The sequence below is a fragment of the Bacillus sp. YBWC18 genome, from assembly GCF_002998775.1.
Taxonomy (GTDB): Bacteria; Bacillota; Bacilli; order Bacillales; family Bacillaceae; genus Bacillus.
Map to the genome: position 1 here is coordinate 361,658 of NZ_PVRI01000004.1, position 19,900 is coordinate 381,557.

Annotated in this window: 26 protein-coding genes, 2 tRNA genes and 1 rRNA gene; 17 read left to right on the plus strand and 12 right to left on the minus strand. The window is 41.5% G+C overall.

The annotated features are described in order from the left end of the window. Positions 1-16 precede the first annotated feature (16 nt). Both C6348_RS13600 and C6348_RS13605 read right to left on the minus strand, forming a co-directional pair. A complete protein-coding gene (locus C6348_RS13600) occupies positions 17-916 on the minus strand; it encodes an alpha/beta fold hydrolase (protein ID WP_106043516.1) in 900 nt (299 codons plus the stop codon). A 56-nt stretch (positions 917-972) separates the two neighbouring features. Further along, a complete protein-coding gene (locus C6348_RS13605) occupies positions 973-1,425 on the minus strand; it encodes a MarR family winged helix-turn-helix transcriptional regulator (RefSeq protein ID WP_106043517.1) in 453 nt (150 codons plus the stop codon). Positions 1,426-1,664: 239 nt separating this feature from the next. Here C6348_RS13605 and C6348_RS13610 point away from each other — a divergent pair, with 239 nt between their 5' ends. After that, a complete protein-coding gene (locus tag C6348_RS13610) occupies positions 1,665-2,270 on the plus strand; it encodes a TetR/AcrR family transcriptional regulator (protein ID WP_060595616.1) in 606 nt (201 codons plus the stop codon). A 31-nt stretch (positions 2,271-2,301) separates the two neighbouring features. Continuing rightward, a complete protein-coding gene (locus tag C6348_RS13615) occupies positions 2,302-3,501 on the plus strand; it encodes an MFS transporter (RefSeq protein ID WP_106043518.1) in 1,200 nt (399 codons plus the stop codon). 44 nt (positions 3,502-3,545) lie between these two features. Here C6348_RS13615 and C6348_RS13620 read toward each other — a convergent pair whose 3' ends face one another. Continuing rightward, positions 3,546-3,776 carry a hypothetical protein gene (locus C6348_RS13620; protein ID WP_223251570.1) on the minus strand — a complete coding sequence of 77 codons (231 nt, stop codon included), beginning with the start codon at positions 3,774-3,776 and terminating at the stop codon, positions 3,546-3,548. Positions 3,777-3,873: 97 nt separating this feature from the next. Here C6348_RS13620 and C6348_RS13625 point away from each other — a divergent pair, with 97 nt between their 5' ends. Further along, on the plus strand, positions 3,874-4,659 hold the full coding sequence (locus C6348_RS13625; protein WP_106043519.1) for a GNAT family N-acetyltransferase: 786 nt from the start codon (positions 3,874-3,876) through the stop codon (positions 4,657-4,659). Here C6348_RS13625 and C6348_RS13630 read toward each other — a convergent pair. Then, on the minus strand, positions 4,654-5,127 hold the full coding sequence (locus C6348_RS13630; RefSeq protein ID WP_034666017.1) for a GNAT family N-acetyltransferase: 474 nt from the start codon (positions 5,125-5,127) through the stop codon (positions 4,654-4,656). The two genes, C6348_RS13625 and C6348_RS13630, sit on opposite strands and share 6 nt — an antisense overlap. A 52-nt stretch (positions 5,128-5,179) precedes the next feature. Here C6348_RS13630 and C6348_RS13635 point away from each other — a divergent pair, with 52 nt between their 5' ends. Next, the gene (locus C6348_RS13635; RefSeq protein ID WP_060595619.1) at positions 5,180-5,449 is read left to right on the plus strand and encodes a YesK-like family protein; all 270 of its coding nucleotides are present in this window, start codon (positions 5,180-5,182) and stop codon (positions 5,447-5,449) included. Here the strand turns inward: C6348_RS13635 and C6348_RS13640 are convergent. Next, the gene (locus C6348_RS13640) at positions 5,446-5,985 is read right to left on the minus strand and encodes a GNAT family N-acetyltransferase (RefSeq protein ID WP_034666010.1); all 540 of its coding nucleotides are present in this window, start codon (positions 5,983-5,985) and stop codon (positions 5,446-5,448) included. The genes C6348_RS13635 and C6348_RS13640 overlap by 4 nt on opposite strands. After that, a complete protein-coding gene (locus C6348_RS13645; RefSeq protein WP_034666005.1) occupies positions 5,982-6,377 on the minus strand; it encodes a VOC family protein in 396 nt (131 codons plus the stop codon). The genes C6348_RS13640 and C6348_RS13645 overlap by 4 nt, the downstream gene beginning before the upstream one ends. A gap of 192 nt (positions 6,378-6,569) precedes the next feature. On the opposite strand from C6348_RS13645, the gene C6348_RS13650 reads away from it, so the two are divergent. From C6348_RS13650 to C6348_RS13670, 5 genes are all read left to right on the plus strand, one after another. Then, positions 6,570-7,112: a dihydrofolate reductase family protein gene (locus tag C6348_RS13650; protein ID WP_106043520.1), complete on the plus strand. Its 543-nt coding sequence runs from the start codon at positions 6,570-6,572 to the stop codon at positions 7,110-7,112. A 109-nt stretch (positions 7,113-7,221) separates the two neighbouring features. Beyond that, positions 7,222-7,695 carry a MarR family winged helix-turn-helix transcriptional regulator gene (locus tag C6348_RS13655; RefSeq protein WP_106031700.1) on the plus strand — a complete coding sequence of 158 codons (474 nt, stop codon included), beginning with the start codon at positions 7,222-7,224 and terminating at the stop codon, positions 7,693-7,695. After that, complete coding sequence (locus C6348_RS13660; protein WP_106039285.1) at positions 7,679-8,302, plus strand: nitroreductase family protein; 624 nt, start codon at positions 7,679-7,681, stop codon at positions 8,300-8,302. Before C6348_RS13655 ends, C6348_RS13660 begins: the two co-directional genes overlap by 17 nt. A gap of 17 nt (positions 8,303-8,319) precedes the next feature. Then, on the plus strand, positions 8,320-9,372 hold the full coding sequence (locus tag C6348_RS13665; RefSeq protein ID WP_106043521.1) for an LLM class flavin-dependent oxidoreductase: 1,053 nt from the start codon (positions 8,320-8,322) through the stop codon (positions 9,370-9,372). A 349-nt stretch (positions 9,373-9,721) separates the two neighbouring features. Then, positions 9,722-10,015 carry a hypothetical protein gene (locus C6348_RS13670; RefSeq protein WP_034665989.1) on the plus strand — a complete coding sequence of 98 codons (294 nt, stop codon included), beginning with the start codon at positions 9,722-9,724 and terminating at the stop codon, positions 10,013-10,015. Positions 10,016-10,048: 33 nt separating this feature from the next. Here C6348_RS13670 and C6348_RS13675 read toward each other — a convergent pair whose 3' ends face one another. Beyond that, positions 10,049-10,612: a helix-turn-helix domain-containing protein gene (locus tag C6348_RS13675; protein ID WP_034665985.1), complete on the minus strand. Its 564-nt coding sequence runs from the start codon at positions 10,610-10,612 to the stop codon at positions 10,049-10,051. A gap of 109 nt (positions 10,613-10,721) precedes the next feature. On the opposite strand from C6348_RS13675, the gene C6348_RS13680 reads away from it, so the two are divergent. After that, positions 10,722-11,309, plus strand: coding sequence for a LysE family transporter (locus C6348_RS13680; RefSeq protein WP_095286277.1), 588 nt, complete (start codon positions 10,722-10,724; stop codon positions 11,307-11,309). A gap of 4 nt (positions 11,310-11,313) precedes the next feature. Here the strand turns inward: C6348_RS13680 and C6348_RS13685 are convergent, their stop codons facing one another. Together C6348_RS13685 and C6348_RS13690 are read right to left on the minus strand one after the other, a co-directional pair. Beyond that, on the minus strand, positions 11,314-11,865 hold the full coding sequence (locus C6348_RS13685) for a GNAT family N-acetyltransferase (RefSeq protein ID WP_106043522.1): 552 nt from the start codon (positions 11,863-11,865) through the stop codon (positions 11,314-11,316). Positions 11,866-11,987: 122 nt separating this feature from the next. Continuing rightward, positions 11,988-12,881, minus strand: a complete 894-nt coding sequence (locus C6348_RS13690) for a LysR substrate-binding domain-containing protein (RefSeq protein WP_106043523.1) — start codon at positions 12,879-12,881, stop codon at positions 11,988-11,990. A 202-nt stretch (positions 12,882-13,083) separates the two neighbouring features. On the opposite strand from C6348_RS13690, the gene C6348_RS13695 reads away from it, so the two are divergent. Together C6348_RS13695 and C6348_RS13700 are read left to right on the plus strand one after the other, a co-directional pair. Continuing rightward, on the plus strand, positions 13,084-14,073 hold the full coding sequence (locus C6348_RS13695) for an aldo/keto reductase family protein (protein ID WP_034665969.1): 990 nt from the start codon (positions 13,084-13,086) through the stop codon (positions 14,071-14,073). Positions 14,074-14,225: 152 nt separating this feature from the next. Next, positions 14,226-14,411: a CsbD family protein gene (locus C6348_RS13700; protein ID WP_106043524.1), complete on the plus strand. Its 186-nt coding sequence runs from the start codon at positions 14,226-14,228 to the stop codon at positions 14,409-14,411. A 94-nt stretch (positions 14,412-14,505) separates the two neighbouring features. On the opposite strand, the gene C6348_RS13705 is transcribed toward C6348_RS13700, so the two are convergent. Beyond that, positions 14,506-14,826 (minus strand): AzlD domain-containing protein, encoded by a 321-nt coding sequence (locus C6348_RS13705; protein ID WP_034665961.1) that lies wholly within the window; start codon positions 14,824-14,826, stop codon positions 14,506-14,508. Beyond that, complete coding sequence (locus tag C6348_RS13710) at positions 14,823-15,548, minus strand: AzlC family ABC transporter permease (protein WP_095286282.1); 726 nt, start codon at positions 15,546-15,548, stop codon at positions 14,823-14,825. The genes C6348_RS13705 and C6348_RS13710 overlap by 4 nt, the downstream gene beginning before the upstream one ends. A gap of 296 nt (positions 15,549-15,844) precedes the next feature. Here C6348_RS13710 and C6348_RS13715 point away from each other — a divergent pair, with 296 nt between their 5' ends. Then, entirely contained in the window at positions 15,845-16,720 is an 876-nt protein-coding gene (locus tag C6348_RS13715) for a DMT family transporter (RefSeq protein WP_106031704.1), read from the plus strand. Positions 16,721-16,800: 80 nt separating this feature from the next. Next, entirely contained in the window at positions 16,801-17,820 is a 1,020-nt protein-coding gene (locus tag C6348_RS13720) for a S66 family peptidase (RefSeq protein WP_106043525.1), read from the plus strand. A gap of 36 nt (positions 17,821-17,856) precedes the next feature. Here C6348_RS13720 and gltP read toward each other — a convergent pair whose 3' ends face one another. Next, complete coding sequence (gene gltP, locus C6348_RS13725) at positions 17,857-19,107, minus strand: glutamate-aspartate/proton symporter GltP (protein WP_034666069.1); 1,251 nt, start codon at positions 19,105-19,107, stop codon at positions 17,857-17,859. A 369-nt stretch (positions 19,108-19,476) separates the two neighbouring features. On the opposite strand from gltP, the gene C6348_RS13730 reads away from it, so the two are divergent. The 3 genes from C6348_RS13730 to C6348_RS13740 form a co-directional block, all read left to right on the plus strand. Continuing rightward, positions 19,477-19,553, plus strand: a tRNA-Arg gene (locus C6348_RS13730). 11 nt (positions 19,554-19,564) lie between these two features. Further along, positions 19,565-19,638 (plus strand) — tRNA-Gly (locus tag C6348_RS13735). A 132-nt stretch (positions 19,639-19,770) separates the two neighbouring features. Then, positions 19,771-19,900: ribosomal RNA gene (locus C6348_RS13740) — 16S ribosomal RNA — on the plus strand; the annotation flags it as partial.

The window sequence follows — 19,900 nt, forward strand, 5'->3', positions numbered from 1 at the left end:
AAGCTTCGGGTCTTTTTTATGCATGTTCCTGATGATACTTTTCAGCACGTGTTTTTAAAGAGAGTAAAATATCTCGCCATATATCGTCTACATCTGTAAGAAAATGTCCCGCTTGATCTATATAATAGGTTTTGACGTTTGGAATACTAGGAGCCATTTTTTCTATTTCTACAAATGGAGCCATCGTATCCTCTTTTCCATGCCATACATCAACAGGGATTTGTATATCTTTCATATCGAATGCCCATGGCTGCGAGAGCAAATATGGTTCATGAATACATTCATCCACCGATTGACGAGTGGCTTCGTGTAAATGCATCATCATCATCTCGAGCTGCTCATCGGTTTGAAGGAATTGACGGTCCCATGGATGTAAATGTTTGTTCCCATTTTTGGCCAGCTTCTTAAATTTCTCTGGTTTTTTCTCAATCATTTTTTTCTGGGAACGATAGCTTGCTTTCAATAGCCAAGGGAACTTCTTACTGAGGAAAAAAGCCAATTTGTTCTCTTTCAGCATACTCTTAGGCGGTTTTCCGTCCTGAAATGGAGTTGTACTTGAGATCAGAGCGGCTGAAAGGACTCGATTCGGCAATTGATAAGCACAGCCAGCAGCGAATGCGCCGCCTCCAGATACACCCATCACTGAAAAATGGTGAATGCCTAGATGATCTGCTACTTCCAGCATGTCTTTTGCCCAGTCTAAAATCGTACGGTCAGGTTGAGGGGTAGATAAACCAAATCCAGGTCTGTCTAAACAGATGAGGCGAACACCGAGCTCTTTAGAGATTGGGTCATCATCTAAAAACATGACTCTTGATCCAGGTGTTCCGTGAAAAAAGAATACTGGAAACCCTTCAAGATCACCGTATTCACACAAACCAATATGACGTCCATCTTGTAAATGAATCCTACCCATATTTTCATCCCCTTAATAGTTTATCTAGCTTAAATGTTGATGAGAGAAACACCGAATTAAGGCGCTTCTTTCGCAATCTGATAGATTTTTTCGTATAGAGATAATAATGTTTTTAAATCTTCTTTTGGAAGCTTTGCATAGTATTTTTGAATAAGGTGCAATTGAATTTGTTCCGTATTCTTGTGATAGTCATGACCCTTTTGAGCAAAATCAACAATGATTTCTCTTCGGTTATGTGGATTAATTTCTCGTTTGACATAGCCAAGCTGCTCAAGCTTTGATACAAGCTGGCTAGCGGCACTTGCCGAAATTGAAAAGTAATCAGCTAGTTCGTTGATTGTTCTCGTTTTTGTCCGTAATAATTCAAGTGTCAGCTCTTGTTTGGCTGATAAATCTGCATACTCATGTTTTAAAAATCGTTGATACTCTTCTACATAGATAGAGCCTAGTGCATTCGAGTATTCAATGATTTTTTTACCGTAATGAATGATTTCCTCATCCAATGACATCACCTCTATTCTATTATAGGCAATCCTTATTATTAAGTGAAGTTAAATATTAAGAATTATTAAATGATGAGAGGGCATAAATGACTGTATTGTTTGTTTTCACATGATTCACTCCTTATGAATTCGATGACTTTTTCATTGTATTTTGAAAAAGATCCATTTATAATAAAAAAATAAACCAACTGGTCGGTTTTGATTTGTCCTTGCAAAGAAAAGCAAGGTAGAAGGGATTGTGAAAGATGACAAGTACACAAAGCGGGGCTGGAAAGAGCGAGAAGACGAAGCAAAAAATCGTCACCGCTTCTCGTGATTTATTTGCGAAAAAAGGATATTCAGAAACATCCGTGCGGGATATTCTAGAGGCTGCTGAGGTTAGTAAAGGCAATCTCTATCACCATTTTAAAGGAAAAGAGTTCTTGTTCCTTCATATCATGGAAGAGGATCACCGTTTGATGATGGAGACGTGGCATCAGGAGAAACAAACGATGCACCGGGCCATTGATAAGCTCGCCGGATTTGCAGAGCTGCTCAGTCAAATGGGGATTAACTACCCATTAATGAGAGCGAGTGAGGAATTCTGTGCAAGTGCCTTTACATCAGACGAGGTCATGGAACGGCTGAACAAGATTGATGCCGATTTTGATGATGTGATGAGAGACATCTTGCTTGAAGGAAACGAAGATGGCAGCTGGTCAATTCAGCATGTGGAGTCAAAAGTGAAAATATTACTTTCCGTTTTTTACGGATTAGACGTGTTATATAAAAGTGACACCATCCAACAGAAGAAAGAGTTACAAAAAGAGGCGATCTCATTGTTTATTCACGGAATCAACCATCATGAGTAACAAGTGAGTCAGTAAAGGAGAAACAAACATCATGCAAAAACCAATTCGTGAGCAAAAAGCTGTACTCGTTATTTTATTAAGTAATATATTTATTGCGTTTTTAGGCATCGGTCTCATCATTCCTGTCATGCCGCTATTCATGAATGTAATGCATCTAACAGGGAGTACGATGGGATACCTTGTGGCGGCGTTTGCCGTGGCTCAGCTCATTGCTTCACCTATTGCAGGGAGATGGGTAGACCGCTACGGAAGAAAGATTATGATTGTGTCAGGACTGTTTCTTTTTGCGTTATCAGAACTCGTCTTCGGTCTTGGGACACACGTGTATGTGCTGTATTTTGCAAGGCTGCTAGGCGGCATTAGTGCGGCATTTATCATGCCGGCTGTCACTGCTTATGTCGCAGATATCACGACCGTTAAAGAAAGATCAAAGGCAATGGGCTATGTGTCAGCGGCCATTAGTACCGGTTTTATTATTGGCCCGGGCATTGGTGGATTTATCGCAGAATATGGCGTACGCCTGCCATTCTTCTTTGCAGCAGGGATTGCGTTTATTGCCGTCATTTCGTCTATGTTTATGCTGAAGGAGCCATTAACAAAAGAAGAGCGAGCGAAACAAATGGGTCAAGTGAAGGAATCTACTTTCTTTAAAGATTTGAAAAAATCGATTCATCCAAGCTATCTCATCGCCTTTATCATTGTGTTTGTCCTCGCTTTTGGACTATCTGCGTATGAAACAGTCTTTAGCTTGTTTACAAATCATAAGTTTGGATTTGGACCAAAAGATATTGCCGTCATCATTACCGTCAGCTCGATTGTGGCGGTCATCATCCAAGTACTTGTGTTTGGTAAACTGGTTAATGCCCTAGGGGAGAAAAGAGTCATTCAGCTATGCCTGATTGTCGGTGCGGTCCTTGCTTTCGTTTCGACAGTCGTTTCAGGCTTTTTGGTTGTACTGATTGTCACATGTGTCATTTTCCTTGCGTTTGATTTATTGCGACCAGCATTAACGACCTTCTTATCCAAAATCGCTGGAAACCAGCAAGGATTTGTCGCAGGGATGAACTCCACCTACACAAGCCTAGGTACGATTTTCGGCCCAGCACTTGGCGGCATTTTATTCGATCAAAATATACATTTCCCATTTCTATTCGCAGGTGTTGTCTTATTTCTTGGGTTAGGCTTAACCCTTATTTGGAAGGGGAAGGCAGAAGAGCCTGCGGCAGAATAATGAATGAAGAAGTAAGAGACCTTTCAAGCCAGGTCTCTTTTTTTTTAAGACTGCGGCTTCAAATGATTCAATGCTTCTGCCATTTTTTGATTTTGATGCTTTTTGTAAAACAGAAAGGCGATGATATGACCAGTCAGTGTCAGAAAGGCAATGCCGATGAAATAAGGCATAATCAATTGCAGTAAAGCAGTCGAATATAACGCGGCCGCCCCTAATTGAAAGGCTAAATTGATGGCGGTGGAGATGAGAATGTTGACAGGTGCAGGGATGGTCAAGTAGTTCCACAGTAAAGGGTAAAAAGAGTCACTGCATGCGCGCAGCTTTTTATTTATAATGGAAGGAAAGAACATGTTCGTGAAAGGAGGGAGCACTGTGCATCTCTTGGAGAAGCAAAGGTCACCATCGATGAAAGAAGGAATTCGTCAGATCGACCCGGCATATCCAGTGTTTGTAGATGCGGTCATGGATGGTTTCATACAAGGACAACTTTATGTAGATGATGTAGGGCACCCTCTTGTTTTTTTTCTTGAAGCTGCATGCGGCATTTATTATGTTGCAGGCAAGAGAGAAGCGGAGCTGTCACGCTGCTTGGCCTTCATTGTGGATGTTTACGAAAGACAGAGAAGACAAAACGGCCGGTTTACCGTATTTTCAGCGAATCAATCAACAGATGTGATGATGAAAAAATGTCTAGGTTCACATCTAAATGAGATGGAAAGACATGCGTACGTTTTTCCGCAGGCACATTCTTATGTCCATGTGCCTCATCCGGGCTATAGAGTAGAGCGGACAAATGAACAGGTGATCAATGCAAGCAGGGCTTTTCCTCCTAGCTATTACGAAGCCTATTGGGGGAGAGCGGCTTGCTTTCTATCAAAAGGAATCGGAGTGGCCATCTTAGATGGAGAGAACGTGGTGAGTGAATGTGTCTCCATTTTTTCAAGTGAAGATCGTGTGGAGATCGATATTTGGACAGAAGAAGCCTGCCGGGGGAAAGGTTTGGCGCAGCTGGCAGGTCAGCAGATGATCAGGAGCTGTCTTGAAAATAAGAGGACACCGCATTGGGATTGCGATGTCCATCACCTAGCTTCGATCAAACTGGCAGAGAAGCTAGGCTTTCAGCGGACAAAAACCTATCGAGTGTTTTATGGCTCATGATGAGAAGGTTTTGAGATACCAAGCATCCATCGCAGAATGCTCAGAGCCATCAATCGGTTCAGAGAGAAGAGAAAAGCCATATCGCTGATAAAGGCCGGTGGCTGCAGTTAATTCCTGGCGGGTTTCTAAATAACATGCTTCGTAGTATGTAGAGGCATATTGCAGCGCCGTATCCATCAGTTTTTTGCCCGCACCTTTTCCTTGTGCCTTTGGACTTAAATAAAGCTTTTGTAATTCACAGATGTCGTTTGTAAATGGAGCAATGCCTACGCCGCCTACAATGTCACCATTCTCTTCAGCAATCCAATAGGCTGCATGAGTCAATGATTGATAGTATTCGAAAAGCTGGTCAAGGTGGGGATCAGTGTAGGCGGTTCCTTCAATCGCCAAATTCGCCGATTCTAGTGACTGGCGGATAATCGCTGCGATATACGGATTGTCTTTTTGCTCAATGGGTCTAATGTTCATTGGTAGTACCTCCATTGTTATAAGATAAAAAAGAGAATGGGAGTGAAATAACATGTTTTGGCTGCAAACCGCTATTTTTACAATCGTTGTATTGTGTCTCTCATGGTGGGCAGGGAAAAGACGCAGACACCGTCATGCGGGGCTAATCCTCCCTATATGCTTCATTCTATTTGGATTGGTTTTATTGATATCCAGTTTCTTCATTGGCAGATGGGAAGGCATGGCGCTTAGTATATCAAGCATCTCTATCGTTCTCTCTTCCATGATTTGTTTGATCATCGTCACAGCGATTCAATTTTTTAAAAAAGATGACCCTTCTTAAGCGGGGGCATCTCCACTGTTCATCTGATTGTATTCTTCACGAAGGATGCCCATGATGATCACATCTGAGTAGGTTCCATTGAAATAGAGTGCTTGGCGTCTTTTCCCTTCATATTGAAATCCGGCTTTCTCATAGCTTCTGAAGGCTCTTGGATTATGGGAAAAGACTTCGAGCTCAAGACGATTGAGTTCTAATGTATCAAAGGCGAATGCTTGAACCATCCGGACAGCTTCTGTACCATAGCCCTTTTGGAAATGTTCTGGTCCATGAAGCGCAATGCGGAAGCTTGCCGTATGATTAATTGGATCAATGTCCACAATCGCCGCATCCCCAATCATTTCTTTCGTGTCTAGCAGACAAATGGCGAAATCTCGTCTGCTGTCATCTTGTAAAAATCGGGTATAGGCTGAACGAATCTCTTCTAGTGTGAACGTTTTGCGTGTGCCAGTCATATAAAGAGTTTCTGCATGCTGGCATCCTCTTTGAATACCAGGATAATCCTGCTCTTCAATCGGTCTCAAAAATAAGCGGGTCATGACGGATCACCCTCCTCTATATATCGAGAAATTTCAATTAAATTCAGATCAGGATCACGGATATAAACAGATTCAATCGGACCTAATGTACCTGTGCGCCTGACTGGCCCTTCTTCAATAGGAACCACTTGCTTGCGAAGGTGCAGCAGCAGACTATCCATATCTAAATCGGTGATAAAGCACAAATCACTAGAGCCAGGAAGTGGGTGAGCCGCTGCCCGTTCAAATTCATGACCAGCTTCATGAAGGTTGATCTTCTGTAAACCAAAACGAAGCGCTTTACGGCCTTCTCCAAAGGTTTCTTCCTTCATTCCTAATACGTTTGTATAAAAGCGAATGGTGTCCTCCATATGTTGTACAGTCAACACGATATGATCAAGTCGTCGTATCATCAGTCTCTCCTCCAAGTATGATCATTGATTGAACTGATTTTATTATATCATTACCTGAAGAGGATACCTTATTGAATCACGGTGTTGAAGACATGAAAATGGAAGATGGCAAACCCATGTATCCTTTGTCTTTCCTTTCTGATACAATGGGGATAGAATATATGTTCTTATTTAGGGTAAGGAGTGATGGGATTGAGTCAGAAAAGGAAGCTGCTTTTTTATGGGGCGATGAGTATCGATGGCTATTTAGCGAGAGAGGATCACCGGCTCGATTGGCTAATAGGGACAGAGGGCGAGGAAGAAACGAGCTATGATGACTTTTATGCGTCAGTTGATACGCTGATCATGGGGCGCAATACATATGAACAGGTTCTTCAGCTGTCACCAGATGAGTTTCCTTATGAAGGAAAGACTTGTTATATCATGTCACGTACTTTACAAGACAGTCTGAAAGGAACTCATATCATTCGAGAAGATATCTTATCATTTGTGAAAAAATTAAAAGATGTACCAGGTCAGCATATCTGGATTGTCGGCGGCGGGGAACTGCTTCAGTCTTTCATAAAAGCAGGATTGGTTGATGAGCTTTACCTTCAAATCGCACCTGTCATGATTGGGAGAGGCATTCCTCTGTTTTCCCCAGCGGATATGGAATCCAGGTTTTCATTAAAAGAAGTACGACAATACAAGCAGATAGCTGAAATGCATTTTGTCTTAAAAGAAGAGGATCACTGACCTGAGGTGGTCTTTTTTTTATGAAACAAACTCGTTGACAATAAAATATCCTAGTGTTAGGATAAATTTATCCTAGTTTTAGGATTTCTTGAAAAAAGGAGTAGTTGCCATGGTGCAGCATGAATATGAATTAGACTTAAGGCTATTCCGCGTGTGGATGAAAGCCTATCAAGCTCTTTTTACAAATATCCAAACAGACATTGAACGTTATGATATCGGATTTGAAAACTTTCAGATCCTTGAATTGCTCTATAGTAAGGGGCCGCATCCTGTCCAAAAAATCAGCGACATCCTGTCAATCCCAAGTGGAAGCATGACATATGTCGTGAACAAACTAGAAAAACAAGAGCTGGTGAAAAGGCAATGTGCACCCTCTGATAAACGTGTATTTCATGTATTGCTGACGGAAAAAGGAAAGCAATTGTTTGACGACATTTTTCCTAAACACACTGCTGTCATTTCGCAAAATCTATCCTTTATTGAAAAAGAAGAAAAAGAACGGCTCATTGAATTACTAAAAAAAATCGGTTTAGGTGCAAAACAACTTCACGAAAAGGGGAAACAAGATGACACTCAGCTTTGATACATTGGTACGTGAAAGACGATCCGCATCAAACTTTTTGCCAAATATCTCGATTTCGAGAGAAGAGCTTAACAGCATTTTTGAAGAGGTCAAAATGGCACCATCTGCTTTTAACTTACAGCACACACAATATGTCGTCGTTCAAACAGAAGGTCTCAAAGAACAAGTAAGAGAAGCTGCATTTGGACAATATAAAGTGCATTCCGCCTCAGCAGCAATTATTGTACTTGGAGACCCAAATGCTTATCAGCAAGCGGGGAACATCTATGAAGGTCTGAAAATGCTTGGCATTTTAAACACGCAGCAATACGAAGAAATGGTCAGAGAGACGATGAGCTTTTATGAACAGAGAGGAGCGGATTTTCAGAAAGAAGAGGCGATCCGCAATGCTTCATTATCTGCGATGCTGTTTATGCTCGCCGCCAAAAACAAGGGATGGGACACGTGCCCAATGATCGGTTTTGACCCTGATGTCATGAAAAAGGTGTTAAATATCGAGTCGGATTTGGTTCCTGTATTAATGATCACACTCGGAAAAGAAAAAGTAGAGAGCAGACAAGCGAGAGGCTACAGAAAACCAGTCTCTGAATTCGTAACATACTTATAAGATAGGGGGTTCCACTCATGGAACTAGGAATTAGTACATTTGTAGAAACAACACCTGATTTTCAAACAGGAAAAACAGTCAGTCACGCACAGCGTATTCGAGAAGTAGTCGAAGAAATTATTTTAGCAGATCAAGTCGGCCTTGATGTATTTGGAGTGGGTGAGCATCATCGACAAGATTTCGCTGCATCGAATCCAGCTGTCGTCTTAGCGGCTGCGGCAACACAAACAAAGAATATCCGCCTGACAAGTGCAGTGACAGTCCTTTCATCAGCAGATCCTGTTCGTGTCTTTCAGGATTTTGCAACATTAGATGGACTATCCAACGGGCGTGCAGAGATCATGGCAGGCCGTGGTTCATTTATTGAATCATTCCCGCTCTTTGGCTATGACCTGAATGATTATGAAGAATTATTTGAAGAAAAGCTTGATTTGCTGCTCAAATTACAGCAGTCCGAGCGTGTCACATGGAGCGGAAAGCATCGCCCATCTATTGAAGATGTTGGGGTATATCCAAGACCCGTTCAAGATCCGCTTCCAATCTGGATCGGCAGTGGGGGAAACCGTGAATCTGTTGTACGTGCTGGATTATTGGGGCTGCCGCTAGTACTTGCTATCATTGGCGGGAGTCCTAGACAGTTCGCACCGCTTGTACAGCTGTACAAGCAAGCGGCAGTGCACGCTGGACATGACCCAGAGAAATTAACCGTAGCGTCACATTCGCATGGATTTGTTGCGGAAGAAACAGATCTTGCAGCAGACCAATTCTTCCCTTCCACACAGCATGTGATGAACACATTAGCAAGAGAGCGAGGCTGGGGTCCATATACTCGTTCTACATTTGATGCAGCGAGAACGTTAGAAGGCGCGCTGTATGTAGGAGATCCAGATGCAGTGGCAGAGAAAGTGATTCACCTTAGAAAAAATGTAGGAATCACGCGTTTTATGCTTCATGTACCGGTTGGTTCCATGCCGCATGATCAAGTATTAAAAGCCATTGAGTTATTTGGAAAAGAAGTCGCTCCTAAAGTAAGAGAAGAGATTGCCCGCTGGGAAGCAGAGCAAGCATAACGAAAAAGGTCGATCAAGTGCATAGGCTTGATCGACCTTTTTGATGCTTAAGGATCAATAACACAAGGTTTCACTGTAGGACATGAAGCAGCAGAAGCAAGTGGTGTGGTCGTCAAGGTGAAGAGGAAAACAAGTTGAAAACAGATGAGCCATTTTTTCATGAAATCACCTCCGTTCACAATTGTTTGACGGAATGAGATGAGGATAAAAGCATAGAAGTATAGAACACTCTCTATCCAACATAAGACAATCATATCATAATTTTCAAAAAAATGAAAAAATAACTTATAAAAGGACTAAATTATGGTATGGTTAATATGTTCAACAAAAAAAGGGAGGGATTTTTTTTATGAAAAAGGTCATGTCTTCAGTTTTGGTTGGAGCAATTGTCTTAACAGGTGCCGGGGTCACAGCTGCTCCAGTGGAAGCAAAGGAGCAAACAAAAAGTGAAATAACCGTTCAGGCGAGTCGAACTGTCTCAGAAACAAGAACGTATACGACCTCGAACATCCCAGAAAGTATTGTCTATGCAAAGGATGGCTGGGTCGGTATTTTAAAACAAACCTCTATTGAAGAATTAGGATTAGGAAAATACAGAGTCACATTTACTGGAACGGTTGTACGTGATCCGGGATTTAATTAAATAAAACGCAAAGCTGACAGGTGGACAAGCCTGTCAGCTTTTTTCATGAGGATAATAAAGAATCATTTGCAGCCGTACCATTTGTTCTCCGGTTTGTTTATATGCATGCGAACGGTCCGCTTTAAAACGAATGGAGTCGCCGGCCTTTAAGCTGTATTGCTCATCACCAATGGATATATCAAGCGCTCCCTCAAAAACAGTGATCAATTCCTCTGTTCCGCCAATATGTTCATTCGCATGCAGCGACCCGCCAGGATCAATTTCTACTCGGTACACTTCAAATTTTCCCCGGTCATCAAAGGGAAAAGTCGTATACACACGATATCTCCCGTCATCTTCCGTTAAAATCTGTGCATCTTCCTTGCGTACCACCTTGATTTCAGGCTGTGGTGCGTAAATGAGCTCACTAAAAGACACCTTTAATCCGTTGGCGATTTTCCACAAAGTCGTGATGGTAGGGGTTGATTCTCCTCTTTCAATTTGTCCAATCATGGTTTTACTGACACCAGTTAATTCTGCCATCTTTTCTAGGCTTAATTTTTTTTGATCTCTAAGAAGCCTCACATTTTTAGAAATAATCGATTGTACATCTTCCATGAAAAAACTCCTTTCTCTATTTACTTTATAAAGACCAAACGTTACAATAAAACGTAACATACGTAATAAAGTAATTAAAGTCTTAATAACGCACGAGGGAGGCGGCAACTTGATTCTTTCTATGTTGATCTATGCTTTTGTGAGCAGCTTTACCCCGGGGCCAAACAACATCATGGCCATGGTCTTTACGAATAAGTATGGGGTCAAGCAAACATTTCGATTTTGTTTAGGTGTGGGTATCGGATTTCTCGTCATTTTGTGTTTGAGTTGCTTCTTTAATATCATTCTTTATCAAGTGATGCCTAAAATAGGCTGGGTCATGGCGTTCATCGGAGCCGCATACATGATTTATTTAGCTGTCAAAATCATGAAAAGTAAAGGCGGGGATGACGAAACCCTTGACCGCTACAATCATTTTGTTCCTGGTATGATGCTGCAATTTATCAACCCAAAAGCGATCTTGTATGGGTTGACCGTGATTTCAACCTTTGTTTTGCCATATGGACAATCTAATATGCATTATGTGATATGGACATTGATTCTCGCACTTATTGGCTTTCTCGGTACATTCAGCTGGAGCCTATTTGGCTCTTTATATAAGCGCTTTTTGACTGCTTACGAAAAACCGTTCCAGTTTGTCATGGGGCTGCTTCTGATATACAGTGCGATTTCAATGGTATGGGGCTATGTGATGTAAGTAGTCAGAAGCTTGGCCTCTGCCTGCCCATCACAACAGTATTGTAATAAAGTCCATCTGCCAGCCGTTTATCATTTTTTAATACCCCTTCAATCAGAAAGCCATGGCGCTCATATAACCGAATGGCTTTTTGGTTGGTTTCCAGCACGTGAAGTGACATCTTCTGGATGCCTTGCTGATCAGCCCAGTCAATAGAAGCGGCTAAAAGCTCTTTGCCAATGTGATAGCCCCAGGCATCCTTTTGTATGGCGATGCCAAATGTCACTTTGTGAGCAGAGCGCTTGAGTGAATGTCCCTCACATCTAGAGAAACCGACAATCTCTCCTTCAATATCAACGACCAAAAATAAATGCCTGCTTTGTTTGGCATCCTCTTGAATCAAAATCTCAAAATCTTTTTCATGAAGAAAGGCTTCGCCTGGTTCACGGTCTAAATATTCTGTTTCACCATCAATTTTCAGTCTGAGAGCTGATAACTGCTTGGCATCGCCAATTGCAGCAGAACGAATACGATAGGTCAAGTCACGAACGGTGAATAAGTTTTCAGCTATAATCATAGAACACCAACCCTTCTTTCCATTATGTCTATCATACCTGAAACGTGTACATAGCAGGTGAAAGCTTTTAAGCCTGTCTTATAGATAAGTATTTTTTAATCCAGCTGACCCTGGCTGGATCTTCATGATTTAGACTGAGAACTTAAATAAGCTTCTCTCACAACTGTTAAAAAGTGGTCAGCGACGGTTGATGTATCATCTTGTCTCCATGAAACATATAAATTAACTTTTGGTGTAGTTTCTTGGATTTTTCTATAAACAACCCCTGCGCGTTTTACGCTTTCTACTGAGGATGGAACCACAGAGATTCCCATTCCTGCAGCAACTAAATTCACAATCGTATGCATCTGAATAGCTTCCTGAACTACGTTTAAACTTATGCTATTTTCCCAAAAGTAGCTGATAATTAAATCATAAAATGCTGCACCTAGATGACGTGGAAACATGATAAATGGTTCATTGGCTAATAAATGAATTGGAACTTTGGGAAATGAAGCTAAAGGATGATTTTCTGGCAAAACCAAGCTTAATGATTCCTCACAACAAATTTCTGAGGTAAGTATCTTATTATTTTGGTTAGAACGAATAAATCCTATTTGAATTTCTTTCTTATATAGTGCTTTTAACTGCTGTTCTGTAGCCATTTCACATAAGACAAGATGGATGTTAGGGAAATTTTCTCGAAACCTTTTAATAATATCGATCACAATATCAGTAGAATCTACGAAACCGATCGTTAACTGACCGATCCTTCCGTCATCTGCAAGTTGTGTTGCTTTAATCGTTCTATCTACTTGAAGAAGCGTACGGCGGGCCTCTTCTAAAAATACTCTCCCCGAATCTGAAAGTTTAACCTGTCTTCTCGTTCTGTGAAAAAGCGTAACACCTAACTCTTCTTCTAATTTACGAATTTCTTGACTTAATGGAGGCTGTGCCATTTTAAGACGTTCAGCTGCCCGGCTAAAATTTAGTTCTTCAGCAACCATTATAAAATAACGTATTTGTCTCAGATCCATTTTTTATGCCCCCCTATAAATTTCATACTTGCTTATTGTGTAAAATGATTACGAAGGATTGTTATTAAACAGTTTTGCGCTTTTTTAATGGAAATATTTTTAATTATATAAAATATATATATATTTATCTGAATATATATATTATACATATTAACGACCTCTTTTTATAATGAAAGTATTCTTTCAAAAGGAGGGCATTGTTATGGAATATAGTAAACTTGGATCTAGTGGATTAACAATTAGTAAACTTGCTTACGGAAACTGGATTAATCATGGTGGTAAGATAAATGAAGAAACTGCCCATGATTGTGTGAAAGCTGCTCTTGATGTTGGTATTACGACGTTTGATACGGCTGATGTTTATTCAGACACCAAGGCTGAAGAGATACTAGGCAGGTCTTTAAAAGGGATCCGGCGGGAGAGTATTGAACTTTGTACAAAAGTATGTCATCCAACTGGTACTGGGAAAAACGATAGAGGATTATCACGCAAGCATATTTTGGAAAACTGTCATGCCTCTTTGCGACGTTTACAAACGGATTATATTGATATTTACTATGCACACAGGTTTGATCCAACTACACCTCTGGAAGAAACGATGTTAGCTTTCGCAGATCTAGTAAGACAGGGTAAAGTGAACTATATTGGTGTAAGTGAGTGGACAGCAGAACAAATTACTCGAGGGGCAGCGCTTGCACGAGAGCTAAATGTCCCCCTTATCGCCAGCCAACCTCAATACTCCATGTTATGGAGAATCATTGAAAGTGATGTAATACCGACCTGCCAGCGTGAAGGACTTGGCCAGGTAGTATGGTCGCCTTTGGCCCAGGGGATCCTTACTGGAAAGTATCTCCCAGGAAAATCACTTCCGACTAATTCGCGTGCTAACTCATCTGCTGGAAAACCTTTTTTTAAAAACCTTGCTCAACGCTGGATGAATAATAACACCTTAGAGGCGATCCAAAAGCTTAAGCCCGTCGCACAAGAGGTTGATCTTACTCTCGCTCAGCTTGCGATAGCATGGGTACTGCAAAACCAGAACGTTTCTGCAGCAATTATCGGTGCTTCTAGTCCAGAACAGGTGAGGGAGAATGCTTTAGCATCTGAGGTGAAAATTGAAACTGCGATGATGAATCAGATTGACGAAATTCTAGGTGATCTGGTTGAATACGATCAGAGTAAAACAGGTTAAAGCTTTTAAGTCTATCTTATAGATCATTATTTTTAATCCAGCCGGCCTTGGCTGGATTTTCATGTTGCTGTAGTTTCTTGGATCGCACATTCAGATGTTTTGTATCTGTCAAAAAGGCTAAATGAATAGTATCAAACGTGGAGGTGGAACAAATGAGTGAAGAAAAAGGACATATGGATAAAGCGAAAGGAAAAACAAATCAAGTCAAAGGTCAAGTGAAAGAAAAGCTTGGCGCAGCAACAGATCATCAAAACCTGAAAGCAGAAGGGAAAAAGGATCAAGCCAAAGGAAAGCTTCAAGATAAAAAAGGGGATGTGAAGAATAAACTAAACGAGTAGCTTTCAGAAAGCTACATAAACCATCTAAGGCATGCCCTGATGATGAATTCCTGATAAGAAAAAAGCTTAACCACATGCGGTTAAGCTTTTTCTTTTAGAAAAACCATCTAGCAGTTCCCATCAGCATGACGCCTACAAGAACAGTAAGTGACAAGCTTTTTGTCCAAATAGCGATCAGTACGGTCGGAACTAAGACAGCAAGGTACATCCAGTGAATGGTGACGCCTGTTGTGGTATGAATGAACAGATGTTCAGCAATCAAAGCTGTAAAGATACAAATGGGAATAAACGATAACCACTTGAGCACCACTTCAGGCAGCTCGATACTTCGTACAAATAAAAAGGGAACGACCCTTGGAATGACGGTTACAATCATACAGCCGAGAATCAGCCATATCATAAAACTGCTGATCATTTATCTGTCACCACCCCAATGGTTGCGACAATCATGGTGGCTAACAGAACAGCCACGTGTGAGGGAACAAAATGAAGCAGAACAAACATTGCAACGACCATATACAAAACAAGTGACAGGCGATGGGTTAACTTACTTTTAGGCACAGTTTGCAAAGAAAGAACCAACAGCGCAGCAAACATAGCGGAAAGGGCAAAATCAAGACCAAGGGCTTCAGGATTTGAAATCCAGTGTCCAAAAATGCCGCCAAGTATACAGGCAGCAATCCAGCACAAATAAGCCGTTATGTTTAGCCCATGCATCCACCGATTATTCAGCTTTCCTTGCTGAGCTAATTTATTCATGGCTACGCCAAAGGATTCATCAGTCAGCAATAGACCGAATCCAATGTTTTGTTTCACAGAGTAGCGTGTAAAATGAGGAGCCAGCGTCAGGCTGAGCAATAAATGACGCAGATTCACAATAAATGTAGTGAGAATAATAGCGGAAAGGGGACTTCCAGTGACAAGCAGTGCACAGATAATAAACTGTGAAGCACCTGCATAAATAAAGATTGATAGAAGCGCAATGTCCCATAAGCTCAACTGTGCGCTAATTCCAACAATTCCGAAGGCAAACCCAATACTCATATAACCAAGCAGGGTTGGCACACAATCTTTTATTCCCTCGAGAAATGGTTCATGCTCCGTGCTGGGAATGTGTTTTCTAGCTTCAATATCCAACGACCTCTACTCCTTTTCTGCGTGACCACCTATAGTTTTACTTACTATATGAAAACGAATTCAGCATGTCAATAGCCGCTTATCTTCTATTATATGAAGAAAAAAGGTGACAAAAAAGGATTGAAGTCAACCAGAATTTGTTATAAAGTATCAGAAAATAAAAATAATTGGAGTGACGGCAATGCTATGGAAGCCTTTGTTTGAACATGATGTTCCAAATGCCCTCCGTCCATAACGGAGAGTGATCTCCGTTTGTGGATATGGTCATCAAAATATCCAGTAACGGAGGGAAAAAGATGAATGAAAAATATATAGGCGCCCTTTACCTAGCAATCGCTGCAAGTATTTGGGGCGGCATGTACGTTGTTGTCAAAGTAACAGTAGCGGTTGTTCCGCCACTTGAGCTCGTTTGGATGAGATATGCTGTAGCAGGAGTCGTTTTGGTGTTCACCATTTGGCGCTTGGGCTATTCCTTTCGATTAGATAAAAAAGATATCCCACTTATAGTGGTGATTGGGCTGATCGGAAATTTTCTTTCCATCGTGACCCAAGAAATCGGGACGATGTATACGTCTGCACAAATGGGGGCCGTTATCACATCTGCAACACCTGCGTTTATGGTGCTGTTTGCGTTCTTTTTATTAAAAGAAGCCATGACTGTTCGAAAGTGCGCATCCATCCTGCTTGCTACAGCAGGTGTATTGCTCATGATTGGACCAGTCGCAGTGCAAACAGATGAATTTGTTGGCGGTCTTTCATTGATCATCGCTGCTTTAACATGGGCGCTTATGTCTGTTTTGCTAAAACGAGTTCCAGGAAAATACCCTCAGGTGGTGACAACCACATATGCGATCATCATTGCATTCATTGTTTTAACACCGCCAGTATTATTTCGTTTACCTCACCTAGATGTGGAGCAGATGGCAAGGCCAGAGATTTGGGGCGGTATTCTTTATCTAGGCATCATTTCAACAGCTTTAGCATTCTTTTTGTGGAATAGAGGGCTTCAATTGATGGATGCCTCAAGCGGAGGTCTATTCTTTTTCTTTCAACCGATCGTAGGTGCCATTCTTGGCTGGCTGCTTTTGGGAGAAGAAATGGGATTACGCTCATTCATTGGAATTCTATGTATATTTGCAGGGGTCTATACTGTGCTGCGTCAAAAGGAATAAGAGGAGATGTCCCTTGTAAAAGGGGCATTTTCTTTAAAATGGGTAGGTTTGAGAGATTGAGAGAGGATGGGGGAAACAGGATGATACAATTTCCGCATTTACAAAAAGGACAAACGATTGGTGTCACAGCACCTTCCTCAGGTGTACAGCCATCCTTGCATGACATGTTTCAGCTCTCATGTGATCGAATGAAAAACAGAGGCTATGATGTTATATGTGGAGAGACGGTATGGCACCAGGAAAAGGCAAAATCAGCGCCTGCCATAGAACGAGCAAACGAGCTTCAGTATATGATGACGTGCGATGAGATTGACCACATCATCCCGCCATGGGGAGGACAGCTTTTGATGGAAGTGCTAGAGCACCTTGATTTCTCAACGATGCACAAAAAGTGGATTCTTGGTTACTCAGATACGAGTGCACTCTTGCTGGCATTTACATTAAAAACAGGCATTGCTACAGCACATGGCCCAAACTTAGTGGATTTACGAGGGGAAGAGTCTGATCAAACGACTGCTATGTGGGAAAAAGTGCTTTCCACAGAAGAGGAGATGGACATTACTCAGTTTTCTTCATATAAGTATCAAAAGGAATGGCAGCATGACACCCCGAGTCAACATGTCTTTCATTTAACAGAGCCTACAAGATGGCGCACGGTTCATCCGCAGGAGAAGGCGGTGAAGGGAAGACTGATGGGAGGCTGCATTGATATCATACGTCACTTAGCGGGGACACCTTTTGGAGACGTTAAAGCTTTTCAGGAAACATTCATAAAAGGTGAACCGATTCTCTGGTACTTCGAAAACTGCGCATTAAATGCTACCAGCATGAAGAGATCACTTGTTCAATTAAAACTAGCAGGGTGGTTTGACCACTGTTCAGGTATCATGTTTGGGCGAAGTGCAGTTGATGTGCCTGTAGAAGGGTATCATTATCGGGACGTATATGAAGAATTACAAAAGGAATTACAAATCCCCATTTTCTACGATATAGATTGTGGGCATATCCCGCCACAAATGACGCTGATTAATGGCGCATATGCAGAAGTGCAGCTGCAACCTCAAGGCAAAGCGGTCCTAAAGCAAGCATTTTTATCATAAGAAAAGGAAAGGGGAGCCCCTTTCCTTCATATAACATTACATCCCTTTTGTTTCCTCACCTGCTTTTGGAACTTCCCATGCGGACTCACGGAATACTTTTTCCCATTTCGATACGACAATACATGCAACGGCATGCCCTGGAACATTCACACCTGTTCGTGCCATATCCATAATTCGATCAACACCGGCGATAATGGCGACGCCTTCTGCTGGAAGACCTACTGCATGGGCGGTTGCCAAAAGAACGACGAGTGAACCGGATGGCACTGCTGCAATCCCTTTACTTGTTAACACAAGAACAAGCATCATCAAAAGCTGCTGTGACAAACTCATGTCGACACCAAACGCTTGTGCAAGAAACACACAGGAAACCGATAAATATAAACTTGATCCATCACAATTGAGAGAGAGACCAGATGGAATGACAAAGGAGACGATTCTTTTTGGACACCCGTATTTCTCCATTCGTGACATAAGCTGAGGAAGGACAGTTTCTGTACTTGTAGTAGAGAAGGCAACTAAGAACAAATCCCAAATCATTTTTAAAACTTCGAAGTAGTTAAAACGGAAGATCAGTGCGACCAGAGGGAACAAAGCAAAGAGAATAATGAATAATCCTAAAAATACAGTCCCGACAAGCTTCATCATTGGGATTAATAAAACAATGCCATATTGGCCAACGGAAGCAGCCATTAATGCAAGAACTCCAATAGGTGCTGTCACCATGACCATCTGCGTTAGCTTAAACATAATTTGTGCCACTGATTCAAAGAAGGTGAGAACAGGAGCGGATGCTTTACCGATGCCGCTTGCGGCTACACCAAATAATATGGCGAAGAAAATGACAGCAAGTAAATCATTCTGAGCCATGACATCGACGATATTCGTTGGAATGATATCGAGTACCATTTGTTTAAAGTCGACGACTTTCTGCGTATAGCCATCTAATTCACCAATATCTTTCTTAGCTAATTTAGAGAAATCAAGGCCAACGCCAGGCTTTAGAACATTAGCCAGCAATAGACCAATTCCTAGAACGATGGTTGTGATGACCTCAAACCAAATGATCGTCTTTAATCCTAGGCTGCCCATTTTCTTCATACCGCCACTGCCAGCTGCACCAATAACAATGGTAGAGAAAACGATAGGAACAACGATCATTTTAATCAATCTGATGAATCCATCTCCAATTGGCCGCAGTGCCATCCCGAAGTCAGGAAAGAAATGGCCGATAAGAGCTCCTATCACCAAAGCGATCATGATTTGAAAAGCGACGAACTTTTTCATCATCTCCTACCTCCTTTAAATGCTTGGAAAATATTAAGAATTTTCCAATAAATAAAAATTCTATGTGACCATGTTTTGTCCTCCTTTGGATTTAGAAAGATTTTATTTAAGAATCATTAGAATTATGAAGAAAGAGAAGAAAATAGGGCTATTGCATCTCTATTTATCTAAGAAAAAACTACTTCTTAAAAAATATGAAACTTTTTTAGAAAAATGTATTGACCCATTTATGTGATCCATGGTATATTTTTATTCGTCGCTGATGACGTATTTGAAACAAAGACATTCAAACACATGCGACAAACAAATTTTAAAAAGATGTTGACTTGATAAAAACGATATGTTAAGATAATTAAGTCGCCTGATTAAGCGCCCGTAGCTCAATTGGATAGAGCGTTTGACTACGGATCAAAAGGTTAGGGGTTCGACTCCTCTCGGGCGCGCCAATACAAATCACGCGGGTGTAGTTTAGTGGTAAAACCTCAGCCTTCCAAGCTGATGTCGTGAGTTCGATTCTCATCACCCGCTCCATTTTGAAACGTGATCTTTGAAAACTAAACAAGACAAAACGTACCTGTTAATTCGAGTTTTTATAAAAAAATCCTATGAAACATCATAGGTAGTCAGTCAAACTGGCGAAAAACAAAACTTCGGTTTTGTACTTTTTCGGAGAGTTTGATCCTGGCTCAGGACGAACGCTGGCGGCGTGCCTAATACATGCAAGTCGAGCGGACAGAAGGGAGCTTGCTCCCGGATGTTAGCGGCGGACGGGTGAGTAACACGTGGGTAACCT

Excerpts from the sequence above, each read along its gene's own strand:
- C6348_RS13720 (WP_106043525.1), top strand. The coding sequence starts at position 16,801 with ATGATACAATTTCCGCATTTACAAAAAGGACAAACGATTGGTGTCACA.
- C6348_RS13615 (WP_106043518.1), top strand. The coding sequence starts at position 2,302 with ATGCAAAAACCAATTCGTGAGCAAAAAGCTGTACTCGTTATTTTATTA.
- C6348_RS13695 (WP_034665969.1), top strand. The coding sequence starts at position 13,084 with ATGGAATATAGTAAACTTGGATCTAGTGGATTAACAATTAGTAAACTT.
- C6348_RS13700 (WP_106043524.1), top strand. The coding sequence starts at position 14,226 with ATGAGTGAAGAAAAAGGACATATGGATAAAGCGAAAGGAAAAACAAAT.
- C6348_RS13660 (WP_106039285.1), top strand. The coding sequence starts at position 7,679 with ATGACACTCAGCTTTGATACATTGGTACGTGAAAGACGATCCGCATCA.
- C6348_RS13665 (WP_106043521.1), top strand. The coding sequence starts at position 8,320 with ATGGAACTAGGAATTAGTACATTTGTAGAAACAACACCTGATTTTCAA.
- C6348_RS13690 (WP_106043523.1), bottom strand. The coding sequence starts at position 12,881 with ATGGATCTGAGACAAATACGTTATTTTATAATGGTTGCTGAAGAACTA.
- C6348_RS13655 (WP_106031700.1), top strand. The coding sequence starts at position 7,222 with ATGGTGCAGCATGAATATGAATTAGACTTAAGGCTATTCCGCGTGTGG.
- C6348_RS13675 (WP_034665985.1), bottom strand. The coding sequence starts at position 10,612 with ATGGAAGATGTACAATCGATTATTTCTAAAAATGTGAGGCTTCTTAGA.
- C6348_RS13670 (WP_034665989.1), top strand. The coding sequence starts at position 9,722 with ATGAAAAAGGTCATGTCTTCAGTTTTGGTTGGAGCAATTGTCTTAACA.
- C6348_RS13645 (WP_034666005.1), bottom strand. The coding sequence starts at position 6,377 with ATGATACGACGACTTGATCATATCGTGTTGACTGTACAACATATGGAG.
- C6348_RS13605 (WP_106043517.1), bottom strand. The coding sequence starts at position 1,425 with ATGTCATTGGATGAGGAAATCATTCATTACGGTAAAAAAATCATTGAA.
- C6348_RS13640 (WP_034666010.1), bottom strand. The coding sequence starts at position 5,985 with ATGACCCGCTTATTTTTGAGACCGATTGAAGAGCAGGATTATCCTGGT.
- C6348_RS13610 (WP_060595616.1), top strand. The coding sequence starts at position 1,665 with ATGACAAGTACACAAAGCGGGGCTGGAAAGAGCGAGAAGACGAAGCAA.
- C6348_RS13630 (WP_034666017.1), bottom strand. The coding sequence starts at position 5,127 with ATGAACATTAGACCCATTGAGCAAAAAGACAATCCGTATATCGCAGCG.
- C6348_RS13600 (WP_106043516.1), bottom strand. The coding sequence starts at position 916 with ATGGGTAGGATTCATTTACAAGATGGACGTCATATTGGTTTGTGTGAA.
- gltP (WP_034666069.1), bottom strand. The coding sequence starts at position 19,107 with ATGAAAAAGTTCGTCGCTTTTCAAATCATGATCGCTTTGGTGATAGGA.
- C6348_RS13705 (WP_034665961.1), bottom strand. The coding sequence starts at position 14,826 with ATGATCAGCAGTTTTATGATATGGCTGATTCTCGGCTGTATGATTGTA.
- C6348_RS13715 (WP_106031704.1), top strand. The coding sequence starts at position 15,845 with ATGAATGAAAAATATATAGGCGCCCTTTACCTAGCAATCGCTGCAAGT.
- C6348_RS13635 (WP_060595619.1), top strand. The coding sequence starts at position 5,180 with ATGTTTTGGCTGCAAACCGCTATTTTTACAATCGTTGTATTGTGTCTC.
- C6348_RS13685 (WP_106043522.1), bottom strand. The coding sequence starts at position 11,865 with ATGATTATAGCTGAAAACTTATTCACCGTTCGTGACTTGACCTATCGT.